Source organism: Acidithiobacillus ferriphilus (assembly GCF_018854775.1).
GTDB lineage: Bacteria > Pseudomonadota > Gammaproteobacteria > Acidithiobacillales > Acidithiobacillaceae > Acidithiobacillus > Acidithiobacillus ferriphilus.
The window spans coordinates 1-11637 of record NZ_JAAZTY010000180.1 but is presented as its reverse complement, the minus strand read 5'-3'; the positions used below and the strand labels follow the sequence as shown (position 1 = coordinate 11637).

At 54.9% G+C, this 11637-nt stretch carries 13 protein-coding genes and 1 pseudogene; 3 read left to right on the top strand and 11 right to left on the bottom strand.

From position 1 onward, the window contains the following. Nucleotides 1–136: 136 nt before the first annotated feature. Complete coding sequence (locus HF921_RS11610) at nucleotides 137–829, bottom strand: MIP/aquaporin family protein (protein WP_215893857.1); 693 nt, start codon at nucleotides 827–829, stop codon at nucleotides 137–139. Nucleotides 830–1190: 361 nt separating this feature from the next. On the opposite strand from HF921_RS11610, the gene HF921_RS11605 reads away from it, so the two are divergent. The 3 genes from HF921_RS11605 to HF921_RS11595 all read left to right on the top strand — a co-directional run bounded on the left by HF921_RS11605 (nucleotide 1191) and on the right by HF921_RS11595 (nucleotide 3546). Next, nucleotides 1191–1907 carry a cytochrome b/b6 domain-containing protein gene (locus HF921_RS11605; protein WP_215893856.1) on the top strand — a complete coding sequence of 239 codons (717 nt, stop codon included), beginning with the start codon at nucleotides 1191–1193 and terminating at the stop codon, nucleotides 1905–1907. An 8-nt stretch (nucleotides 1908–1915) separates the two neighbouring features. Continuing rightward, a complete protein-coding gene (locus tag HF921_RS11600; RefSeq protein ID WP_215893855.1) occupies nucleotides 1916–2611 on the top strand; it encodes a hypothetical protein in 696 nt (231 codons plus the stop codon). Between the two features lie 164 nt (nucleotides 2612–2775). Continuing rightward, nucleotides 2776–3546: a hemerythrin domain-containing protein gene (locus tag HF921_RS11595; protein WP_215893854.1), complete on the top strand. Its 771-nt coding sequence runs from the start codon at nucleotides 2776–2778 to the stop codon at nucleotides 3544–3546. 25 nt (nucleotides 3547–3571) lie between these two features. Here the strand turns inward: HF921_RS11595 and pstA are convergent, their stop codons facing one another. The 10 genes and pseudogenes from pstA to hisS form a co-directional block, all read right to left on the bottom strand. Beyond that, entirely contained in the window at nucleotides 3572–4486 is a 915-nt protein-coding gene (gene pstA, locus HF921_RS11590) for a phosphate ABC transporter permease PstA (RefSeq protein WP_064219671.1), read from the bottom strand. Further along, complete coding sequence (gene pstC / locus HF921_RS11585) at nucleotides 4486–5442, bottom strand: phosphate ABC transporter permease subunit PstC (protein WP_064219672.1); 957 nt, start codon at nucleotides 5440–5442, stop codon at nucleotides 4486–4488. Before pstC ends, pstA begins: the two co-directional genes overlap by 1 nt. A 122-nt stretch (nucleotides 5443–5564) precedes the next feature. After that, entirely contained in the window at nucleotides 5565–6653 is a 1089-nt protein-coding gene (pstS, locus tag HF921_RS11580) for a phosphate ABC transporter substrate-binding protein PstS (RefSeq protein WP_064219673.1), read from the bottom strand. A gap of 265 nt (nucleotides 6654–6918) precedes the next feature. After that, nucleotides 6919–7290, bottom strand: a complete 372-nt coding sequence (locus HF921_RS11575) for a DsrE family protein (RefSeq protein ID WP_064219674.1) — start codon at nucleotides 7288–7290, stop codon at nucleotides 6919–6921. Nucleotides 7291–7355: 65 nt separating this feature from the next. After that, nucleotides 7356–7859, bottom strand: a complete 504-nt coding sequence (locus HF921_RS11570; protein ID WP_215892472.1) for a SixA phosphatase family protein — start codon at nucleotides 7857–7859, stop codon at nucleotides 7356–7358. Next, a complete protein-coding gene (locus HF921_RS11565; RefSeq protein ID WP_064219676.1) occupies nucleotides 7831–8247 on the bottom strand; it encodes a hypothetical protein in 417 nt (138 codons plus the stop codon). Before HF921_RS11565 ends, HF921_RS11570 begins: the two co-directional genes overlap by 29 nt. Next, nucleotides 8248–9594 carry a ribosome biogenesis GTPase Der gene (gene der / locus HF921_RS11560; RefSeq protein WP_215850326.1) on the bottom strand — a complete coding sequence of 449 codons (1347 nt, stop codon included), beginning with the start codon at nucleotides 9592–9594 and terminating at the stop codon, nucleotides 8248–8250. It lies immediately after the preceding gene. Nucleotides 9595–9604: 10 nt separating this feature from the next. Further along, entirely contained in the window at nucleotides 9605–10792 is a 1188-nt protein-coding gene (gene bamB, locus HF921_RS11555; RefSeq protein WP_064220172.1) for an outer membrane protein assembly factor BamB, read from the bottom strand. Continuing rightward, the gene (locus HF921_RS11550) at nucleotides 10789–11400 is read right to left on the bottom strand and encodes a YfgM family protein (RefSeq protein ID WP_064220171.1); all 612 of its coding nucleotides are present in this window, start codon (nucleotides 11398–11400) and stop codon (nucleotides 10789–10791) included. The genes bamB and HF921_RS11550 overlap by 4 nt, the downstream gene beginning before the upstream one ends. Next, a pseudogene (hisS, locus tag HF921_RS11545) lies at nucleotides 11397–11637 on the bottom strand (histidine--tRNA ligase); the annotation flags it as partial. The pseudogene hisS and the gene HF921_RS11550, both read right to left, overlap by 4 nt.

Below are 11637 nucleotides of genomic sequence, written 5' to 3'. Positions count from 1 at the left end.
ACCCGCCATGCCAAACGCATCGCCCTGGTGCCCATGCAGACAGAGGAGCCGGTGGGTATAGACCAGTTGCGCTCGCTGCTGAATCCGGCACCGTGACCATCACCCTGGGCGTGTGCCGGACTATTTAGGCTTGAAACTATTCCACGTCGCCTTGTTCGAGAGCTTCTCTAAAATGCATGTCGGCCTTGCCTTCCTGCATAAATTTATAAAGAAAACCTGCGACCAATCCTCCTAAAGGTGTCGCAATGAGATAAACCCATATATGCGGGTAGTAATCACCGGCTACGGCGGGTCCTAACGTCCGCGCTGGATTGACACTGGCACCGGTTAGTGGGCCCATGAATGTGACGATCATGACCAAGGTAAAGCCTATTGCCAGTGGTGCGGCATTACCCGCACGATCGCTCATGGCCGTATGCAGGGCGGTGGTGGTTAAAAAGAACGTCCCCAGCGCCTCCAGAATGAACCCATCTGGGACAGAGATAAGGTCGGTGTTTATGGTAGTGGCGCCCAAGTGGCTCATTTGCCCGTGTAGTACAGCAAGAAGGGCAAAGCCGGCAGCAATTCCGCCAAAGACCTGAGCGATCATATACATTCCCGCATCACGCCAACTGATTTTACCTGCTATGGCGCCTCCCAGAGTGACGGCAGGGTTCACAATGCCGCCGCTAATATCCCCGAACACGTAAGCCGCAATCATGATGGCCAGACCATTGGCCAGAGCAATATCTATAAGCGGCTTACCCATAGCCGCAGCGCCACCGCCAAAGAAGATAAGTCCAAAAGTACCGATGAACTCTGCCATCATTTTTCGTGTTATCTGGTGCATAGATGATTCTCCATAGGTATAGGATGATGATTCATAGAGCTGGGGGCATTCCTCATTCAGGACGCAAGGTGCCATTGAAAATGAGAAGCGATATTATTGTTACAATTGCCTAGTTACAGAACAGCTATCGATATCTAGTCGTTCAATACATAGAACAGGCCTATGACATCGATTGTTTTAGAAGGTTCCCAGGTATTCCTGAAAAAATAGGGTGCGACAATTTGCCGCAGTGTATGCTTAAGTAACTTTTGGTATGGTAGCGTTCAAAGCTGGAGCAGGATATATGGCCTTGATGAATGCTATAGATTGCATAGTAATGTGCTAGCAATGGACACTGGTGTGGGCATGGGAGGTAAGTTGAATGGCAAATGCAACATGTAATAAAGGTGTTGTATCAGTAAAAATATGGGACCCATTTTTGCGTGTTCTACATTGGTGGCTGGCCATTACCCTGATGGCGCAATTCGCCACCGGGACAATTTTTTTTGTTTGGGGTGACGAACTGTCCAATGCCATGATGTTTGGTGTAAATGTACCCCATTTTTATATAGGATACGCATTTGCCACTGCTCTGGCGCTACGGATCGTCCTGCTCTTTGTGGGGCCACAGACGTCACGCTGGCGAGATCTGCTGCCTCTTACCCCAAATCAACGGCGCGACTGGCAGAAAACTTTCCTCTATTACATAACCCTGTTTCGCCGTCCATGCCCGCCAAGCCTTGGGCACAACGCTTTTGCTGGACCCGCCTACATTATTTTCTTTCTTATCGCTGCAGCACAGGTTGCCATAGGTATTTTTTTATCGTTTATGCCAGGCGGCACAACGCAGATGAATTCCCCATGGATGACAGTTCATGAATATTTATTCTTTGCATTGATAGCTTTTGTTGTTGTTCATCTGGCAGCGGTTGTTGCGCGCGAAATAAATGGCCGGAACAACATAGCATCAGCCATGATTCATGGGTATAAAGAGTTTACAGAGGCGGAATATAAAGAGCTTATATTAAATCATGATGAAAATAATACCCCGTCATTTACGGCAGGCGACATATCTCATGCACATACTGATAACGGTTGAAATGTAAAATGTTTATCACTTATTCACACATGCCAGACAATTTATATCATTTTATCAAACGTCAGCTCCAGATGTTGGCATCTATTATTATGATAACATCCCTATTTTCAGGAGTTGCGCTTGCGACCACCGCACAGGTGGGCGAATGGTCAATCACAGGACTGACGCCAGGGGTGGCACGGATAGTTGGCAACACGAAATTCTCAAGTGATGCAAACAAGGCCGCTATAGAAAAATCTGTAAATGCCGCTGCGGCTCTCGATGGGTATTCAGATGCACACCTGGGCGCGTGGGAAGGGAAAACGATTCACTCCAGCCTGCAAAGCATTTCGGAGTACAACAAGGCTGGATATCGATTGTTAGAATATAATGGACTGATTCTATTGTGCTTTATAGTTTTTTTCGCAGCCACCGATGCACTGCTGACCATATCCGGCAAAAGTCAGAAAAAAAACCGAAGCATGACTTTTATTCTGCATGGCGCAAGAATCTTGGCTGTGGCGCTTTCATGCGCGCTCATTGTGCTAGGGTATTTTCATGTTATGGACTCGATAAACTGTTCACAGTGTTCAGTGGAAGTGAGTCACCGGATACCTCTTCTTTTGTGGTCACCCATGCTTGGAATATTGTTGATATCACTAATAGCTTTTTATACGTCAGAAACGTACCGCAAAAAGCATGACAACGGCAGCAATATAGGATAAACATCGCCAACGCCGCGATCTGTTTGTCCTGATGGGTGATGGGCGCTTATTTGCGAGACGGCCAGTGTGTGGCATACTCCGTTGATATTAATGGGCACTCATATTTGATTCTCCGGCTCCCCGCTCCCAGTCTGGAGACCGGCGTCGATCAAGGACTCCATCTCATGTCAACGCAGCAAGGCATATCTTCCGCACACACCAGCCCTACCGAGAACCTCATCGACGTGCGTGGCATGTCCAATGCGATGGCCCAGCCTTTGGTCTACGCCGCCACGATCCGGCTGGCGATTGGCCAGCGTGTGCAGGTGTTGGCGGACGCCGACCCCGGTGCCATGATGCGGGCGGTGGCCTTTCAGTTGCGCAATGCCATCTCCTGGCGTTTTGAGACCGACGGCAAGGTCTGGCAGATAAACATACAACCCCGTGCCGAAGCGGAAGCCAAGGACGTAGTGGATCTGCTGACTTGGGACCATTACCGTCTGGATCGCCAGTTCGCGGACATATTGGCCGCCGCCAACGAAAAGCGAATCGCGGATGCCGAAAGCATCTTCAGCGACTACTGGATCGGTCTCCGCCGCCATGTCCACCTGGAAAACAATGTCCTCGGCCCGACCTTGGGTGGCGGCGAGGAAAAAGGTCCTCTTGCTGACATGCTCTTTGAGCACGACAGCATCATCGTGCAATCTCGACTAGTGGAAGAAACGCTGCTGGAAAAGGATTATGACCTGTTGCCCGCCATCTGCGCGGTACTTTCCGGCTCACTCGCCAAGCACGAAAATCGCGAGGAAACCACCCTCTTCCCCATTTGGCAAAGCACCGACAACAGCGACCGGGGCCGCGCCGCCGAGTTCCTGGCCCGCGCTAAAGAGTTGCTGGCGGGGGCGGAGGACCAGCAAATCGACAAGGAGTTTTCTCCCAGTCTCAGGCCAGACTAAATACAGAAGACGCCGCGCGAGAAGTTTAGCCCTGATAAACACCCATGCGGCGCTGTCCGCGCACCAGCAACCAGCGACCAATCAGGATCAGAATTAACACGCCCGTGGTGATCAGGAAAGCCGCGGCAAATGCGATCCTGTGAGATTCAGCGAAAGGTTCGTTGATGAAGGTCCAGACGACGTAAGTCAGATAACCGATAGGTTCTTTGGTAAACTGGCCATTCCACATGTAATTGGACCAGCCCGCTGTATATAACAGAGGAGCGGTCTCGCCCATGGACAGGGCGACGGCGTAAAAAAGCCCCGTCATGATCGCCGGCGCGGCGCCAGGCAACAGAATACTCAGCACGACGCGTCCCTCCCCTGCACCCAGCCCATAACCGGCTTCGCGCACCGCCAGAGGAATATTGGCGAGCGCCAGTTCCGTGGAGCGGGCAATGTAGGGCAGCAGCATGACTGTCAGGGTGATGATGCCCGCGGCCACAGAGAACTGCCAACCCAGGTAAATGACCATGGTGATATAGCCGACATAGCCGAGCACGATGGACGGTATGCCAACCAGCACGTCCGAGAGAAAACGCAACACTTTTCCGGCGCCACCCCGACCATGCTCACTCAGGTAGATCCCCGCAGAAATACCAATCGGCGCCGCCAGAAGCAACGCCCCGACAGACATGACAAAGGTTCCTTCGATGGCGTTTTTAAGACCGCCGCCAATTCCGCTGGTAACCTCCGTTAGCAGTTTTGGCGTCAACGCGGGCCATGCGCGGATAATTACGTCCCCGATAATGGAAACAAACATCGTCGCGACAAAAAGAAAAGATAATACCACGAACATCCAGGCAAATACCGTCGTCACGCGCCGTGATAAAGATACCTTGAAGCCTCTCGCGCTGGACCTGACAACGATGTTGCGCCGCTCAATCGCCTTGGTTGCCATCAGCGCACCCTCGCCATCCACAACAACAAACGCGCCGCAAAATTCACCACCACGGTAATGAGCAGCAGCACGAGGGCCACTTCAGAAAGGGCCTCCACGGCCATATTCGTCGGGTCCTGCAGCGCGCTGTCCAGTTGCGAGGCAATAAACGCGGCCATGGTGGAGATCGGCGCGTAAATATTATCAGGCAGATAATTCAGTGCGTTGCCACTAACCATGAGGACAGCCATGGTTTCTCCCAGGGCTCGGCCCAGGGCGAGAATACCCACGCCGATCAACACCGTCTTCAGTTTGGGCAGGGTGATATGCCAGAAGACCTCCAGGCGATTCAAGCCCAGGCTCCGGCCTGCTTCTTTCAATTCAGGTTCGGTCATCCGGATGGACTCGCGCAGGGTGGCGGAAATCAAGGGAATGATCATCACCGCCAGCACGAAAGCCGAGGTGAGCAGCCCATAACCGCTGCCTGGGTCACCGTTCAGGAAGGGAATAAAAGAAAACGTCTTGGCCACGAAGGGGAAAATGGTCTGGCCAAAAAGTGGTACGAGCAGCGCGTACCCCCACAATCCGTAAACGACGCTGGGGATCGCCGCCAGTAAATCGACAAAAAGAGACAAGGGCCCAGCCCAGGATTTACGCACGCCTTCACTCAAAAAGTATGCCGCACCAATGGCGATAGGCATCGCGATCAACATGGCGAGCGCGGAACTCACAATGGTACCGACGACCAGAAACCAGATGCCGTACTTCGCTCCCGGCATGACCTGCGTGCCATGTACCGTAACCGGGTTACCATAAAGATTGCCCAGGTTCCAGTCATTGGTCCACAAAAAATAGAATTGATTAAACTGAATGGCAGGCCAGGAATAAATGGCCAAAAATACAATCAATGAAATTAAGGAAAGCGGCAAAAAGCTGGCCGTAGAGATCAGAGCAACTCTGAACACAGGAATTTTCATCCAACGAATCTCCCGGCACTTAGAGTATCTGGATGGTCGGCATCAATAATCATAAAAATATACAGACAAGTCTGGCATAGGATATGGAAGAGCCGGGGACTAGCCCCAGCTCGGCACGACGTTTACTTAATTTCCGCAATCTGCTTGCGGGACAGCTTCACCGCACTATCAGGCAGCGGCACAAAGCTCACCGCGTCGATGAAGTGTGGCGCATTACCGCCCTTCGGATCAAGAGCCCAATTCAGGAACTTGCGCATGGCCGCAGCGACTTCCGCGTTGGGCTGCGTCTTGCTGACGATGGCATATTCGTAGTTGATGATGGGGTAGGAGTTGGCACCCGGCGCATAGACCAGGCTGATGCGCTCGTCAGCCGGGGTCTTGCTGACCATTTCACCCGCCGCGGTCTTGGCATTCGCCACGGTCGGCAGCACGAATCTGCCAGCGCGGTTTTTCAACATGGCCATCCCCAGATGGGCTTCTTCCACCGGCTTCTTCCAACTGATGCCGATATAGGCGATGCCGTAAGGCGTCGTCTTCAGAGCCTGTACCATACCGGGGTTACCTTCCGCACCGATGCCACCAGGAACTGCCGGCCAGCTCACCGTCGTGCTGTAACCGATGTTCTTGCTCCATTCCGGCGAGGTGTCGGACAGATAGGTGGTGAAGATGAAGGTATCGCCGGAACCGTCGGTACGATGCACGGGAATAATCTTGTGGTTGGGCAGCTTCATGCCAGGATTCAGCTTGGCAATGGCCGCGTCATCCCAGTTGGTGATCTTGCCGGAGTAGATGCCGGCGAGCACCGGACCGGACAGCTTCAGATGCACATTGTTCAGACCGGGAACGTTGTAGTTGATCATCTGGATGGAGATGGCCAGCGGGATGTTCAGGATATTGGCGTGCTGCTTGATCTGCGCATCGCTCATGTAGGCGTCGGAAGCACCGATCTGGGCCACGCCAGAGATCGCTTCAGCGATGCCGGTGCCGCTGCCCGTGCCCTGGGTGGTGATCTGAACGCCGGGGTTCATCTTGGTGTACACAGGAACCCATAGATTGAAGAGCGGGTACAGCAGAGTGGAGCCGGTTTCCAGCAGCGAGATGGTCGGAGCCGCCGAAGCAGGCAGGGCATACAGGGCAGAAAGGCCCAACGCGGACAGGACTACAGCGCCTTTGACACTACGCGACACTTCTTTTTTCAAGCGATACAGCATATAAGGCCTCCAAAAATGGCAAATACGTCGAGTTACGGCTTACCCATTGAACATCTCGCATCCAGATAGCACAAAAACGCTATCGTCAGCAAAACTCGAAAAGCAATTTAACACAGCAATATGACGGTTTAATGAAGTATTTGTGACATTTTTGTGACAACAAGGATGTCGACGGCATACGACCGCGCTCCATCTGCGATGGACATAAGCAAAGCCCGTCAACAGATCGGGCTCCAAGGTGCTTAACCGTAATGATCCATTCCGGCTACCAAGTCAGAATCCGTCCCGCGGCGGCCAGAGACGGCAAGGCGGCGCTCGGATTTATCAAGGGAACGGGCTTGCCCAGGTCATCTTTGGTCATGCCGTTGAGTTCCAGGGACTGCAGGCAACCGATGATCTGCACGCCGTTGTCTTCGGCCAATTTCATGAAGTCGGCGATATTCTTGCCACCGGCCATCGGAAATATGGTCTCGGCCTTGCCCTTGGCCAGCAATTCCGTGGCCGGACCGGTGAAATACATCACCACTTTTTGCTCCGCCGCAGCAGCCGTAGCGGCGAGAAAAAAGGCGGAAGGTAAACGCTTGGGATTTTCCGGACCGGTGATAAGGATGATAACGAGATCGGCTGCCTCAGACATTTTACACCTCCTGATGAACGGTTGATCGGACGGACGCAAGGCCGCGTTGCCCGGAACTGCGCACATTATAGCGCAGGCCACCCCTGATGCCGAATCTGTCCCAGCCGCGCCAGGGCCGCTGGCTGTGCATACCAAAGCAATTGCCCGCCCGTACCGGCGGAATCCAAGGCGATTGCTATGACGCTGGCTTTTTTGACCGGGAGAGATATACCCATCAACTGGGCACCCCAGACTCCGAGATGCGGTTGATGGCCCACCACAATCAGGGTATTGGTCTGCGGAGAAAGACTTTGCCAGTCATGGCGAAGCTGGCCGAGGTCGCCTGCCGGTATGGCGTCAGGATAGTTCGACACCGTCACTCCCAAAGCCTTCCCAATATATGCGGCTGTCTCCCTGGTGCGCAGCAGAGGGCTGCTCCACAACACCGCCGGTTTATGGACGCAGAGCGCTAGTCCCTCTGCCATTTCCGCCGCGCTCGCATGGCCGTGCGCGGTCAACTGACGTTCAAAGTCAGATCCACTATCACCTGCATCTTCTGCCTCAGCGTGGCGGACGAGTAATAGGTCCACGACGAATCACCTCCTGACCAAACCAGAAACGCGTGCCGGCGGCGGGCAAAAAACGGGCAAGAATGGTGACCATCGCAATGCCGATGAGCGCCGTCATCCATTCGTCCACCCGTACCTTCGTGCCGGGCCCGGTCCCAATAAAGATTTCCAGCCCTGCGAGTATCGCACCGAGGAAAATGGTGACCGGCCGCCAACCATAAGGCGTCAGTGCCGGCAAGAAGCGGGCAATGGCACCCAGCGCTGTGGCGGCCCACAGCGCATATTCGCCAGCATACACCCATACCATCTGCGGATTAACCGGCAAGTAGCGATTAATTACCAAGGTCGCGATATAAATGCACACCGTTACGAGCGCCCAACGCCACCAACCAGGGATGCGCCCCGTCACTCAGTGTTTCTCTTTTTTCGGCTGCGGGTCATAGGGGTTTTCTCCCTGCCGGAAGACCAGACGCAAGGGTACGGCTTCCAAATGGAGCGCGCGCCGAAAGGCGCTCTCCAAATAACGCTTGTAGGTGCCGGGCAAACGCGCCACCTGGTTACCGTGAAACACCAGGGTGATGGGATTTTCTCCGCCCTGATGACAATAACGCAGCTTGATACGTCGCCCGCCTACCATGGGTGGTTGATGCGTCTCGATCACGTCGGCCAGAGCGCGGTTGAGCTCGCCCGTGGAGAAATGACGACGGGAATCGATCCATAGCTGATCGATGCTTTTATAGAGATCACCCACACCCGTGCCATGCAGAGCGGAAATGGTGTAGATCGGTGCGTATTTAATGAAGTCCAGCCGCCTTTCCAGTTCTTGCTTTACCGCCTTGCGCTGTTCGGGATTCATCCCGTCCCATTTGTTGACTACCACTACAATGGGACGCCCCAATTCGACCGCCACCCCTACCAGGTGGGCGTCCTGCTCGGCGATACCCAAACGCGCATCGAGCACCAGCAGGACCACGTCCGCTTCACGCAGAGCACTCAGCGTCTTCAGCACACTGAGCTTTTCGAGTCCCTCGCCCACTCTGGCACGGCGCCGCATACCCGCGGTATCAATCATGACGTAGGGCTTGCCCTGGCGCTCGTAAGGAATGCGGATGCTGTCCCTGGTGGTTCCCGGCTCGTCAAAAACGAGGACGCGCTTTTCACCCAGCATCGCGTTGACCAGTGTCGACTTGCCCACGTTGGGCCGACCGAGCATGGCTATACGCGGCCCCTTCCCCGCCGCTGCGGCGGCTTCATCCTCAGGGCTGGGCAAGTCCGAAAAAATCGCCTCCAGCAGCGGTTCAACGCCGTGCCCATGGGCTGCAGAAATGGTGTAGGGCATACCCAAGCCTAGACGATGAAATTCAGGCAACTCGCTCACCGCGCCCTTCGCATCCATCTTGTTCACGACCAGATAGATGGGTTTGCCACTGCGGCGCAGTTCCTCGGCAATTTCTGCATCTTGGGCGGAAAGCCCTTCCTTGGCATCCACCAGAAAGCAAATCGCATCGGCCTCGGTGATAGCGAGGCGCGTCTGTACCGCCATAGCCGCCAGCAGACCTCCCCGTTCCTCCGGTTCGAAACCGCCGGTATCCACCACCAGATACCGGCGCCCTTCGAACTGCGCCGTACCATAATGGCGATCACGGGTGAGCCCTGGGAAATCCGCCACCAACGCCTCACGGGTACGCGTCAGGCGATTGAAAAAGGTGGATTTACCTACATTGGGGCGCCCTACCAGGGCGATAATCGCGGTCATGAATGGAGCCTTAGCGCTTGGCCAGCTTGATTCGATACAATGTGCCCGCATCACTGAAGGCAAGAATCTGGCCATTTCCCAGGCAGACAGGCGTACTCTGAATACCGCTGTCGGACAGTCGCGTCTGGCCGACCCGGTGTCCCGTCTGCGGATCAACGACATAGAGATATCCGGCATTATCCGTCGCCAGCAAGTCACTGCCACACAGGCCAAAACCGGTTATATAGTGCCCACTCAGGCGGTCATTGCGCCAAAGCACATCGCCGGAGTTGAGGTCTACGGAGGATATCCGCCCGTCGGCATCGGCGACGAAGAGATGGCCATCGTCCAGTACGGGGGTCTGGTAGACGGACATCGGCACACTCCAGTTCTGGGTACCGCCTTGTAACGCATAAGCGGCCAGATTCCCCTGATAGGCAGCGGCGATGACCTGATCCTTCGCGATCACCGGGCGCGCGGCCACATCTACCATGCGAGCCAATTCATTACTGCCATGCGGTATGGCGACCTGCTCCCGCCAGAGCTCCGCACCGGACGACAAACTCAGCGCCACCACCGTTCCATCGGCAAAACCGGCATATACCACGCCGTCATGCACCGTAGGCGTAGCCACGGTGCGCAGGATGAGGGACGGCTCATTCATGGAGAATGTCCATTGCACCTTGCCATCTTTAGGATCGAGTGCCCAAAGGTGACCATCCGCCGTCTGCACCAAAAGATGTCCGTCCACGGCGACCACCGGCGTGAGCACCTCGGAACTCAGCTGTACAGCCCAGAGCTTGTGCCCGTCTTTGGCGGTCAACGCATACACTTTTCCCGCATCGGTACCCGCATAAACCACGCCGCCTGCCAGCGTCGGGCCACGCGCCGTTCTGCCATCCAGGCTACGCATCCACATCTGGTGACCGCTATCCGTCATGCTGACCAGATGACCAGAAGCATCGGCGACCACCACCTGTCCTTGGCCATGCGCGACCAGCGTTCCCTGATACGGATCAACTTGCCATATACCATACAGACGGGACTGCCATTCGGTGGAAAAAGATACCTTATCCTGCCCCTTGGTGATGGGCGGAGGTGCCTTGGGGGATGGGGTGGAATGGAACCAGGACGTGATGCCACAGCCGTTCAGCAAGATCGCCAAAAAACCCAGCGCCACAGGGCGTCGGAAGGATGAAAGAGAAATTCGCAAGGTCATGGTGCCACTCCAATGTTAGCCATCTTCATCTGCAGGTAACTGCGATAAGGATCAGCGGCTGGAAGCGCGACGATAGCCGACCGATAGGCCTGCATGGCTTTACCGTTTTGATGGAGTTCCACATAGGCATCCCCCTGGATTTCATCCTGCAGGGCGGCGAAGGCCACGTCCGTCGCCTTCAGTAAGTCCAGCGCTTTTTGTGCCTGTTTCTGCTTCAGATAAAGCCGGGCCAGACTGAGCTTCGCCATACTCTTCAGGCCCCTTGGGACGCTTCTGCTCTGGATGATGGTATTCAGATCTGTTTCCGCCGCGGGCATCTGATTGCTTTCACTGTCCATACGCGCCAAAAAAAAGTGGGCGAAAATGGCGTAGGGCGTGTGCCCATATTGATGCACCAGGGTGTCCGCACTGGCGCGTGCCGTACTGACCTGCCCGGCGACGCTGGCACCCACCAGTTCGTTATACAGTACGGCAGCCCGCTGCACTTGATTACGCTGGTATTTTTCGTAGCCAAAAAACCCCAGTGCCGCGAGCAAGATAATAATGGTACCCGCAACAAGAGAGATCCGGTGGCGATAAAGGAATTCGGAGAGTTCTGGACCGGTCACGATAAGGTTCTGACTGTAGCAAAATTGCGCACAGTATGGGGTGCAGGCTGCGGGAAATCAACGCCAAGACTACGCAGTCCTTCATGCAAAGCGTCAAGATCGCCCTGCCAACGGCCCTCTCCCGCCTGTTCCTTAAGGATCAGCGTCTCACCGGCGAGTTGCCCCGCGCCGATAACGGCCTGAAATCTGGCACGGGAACGCTCCGCCTGCTTCATGAGCGTCTTGAAAGTGGCGGGG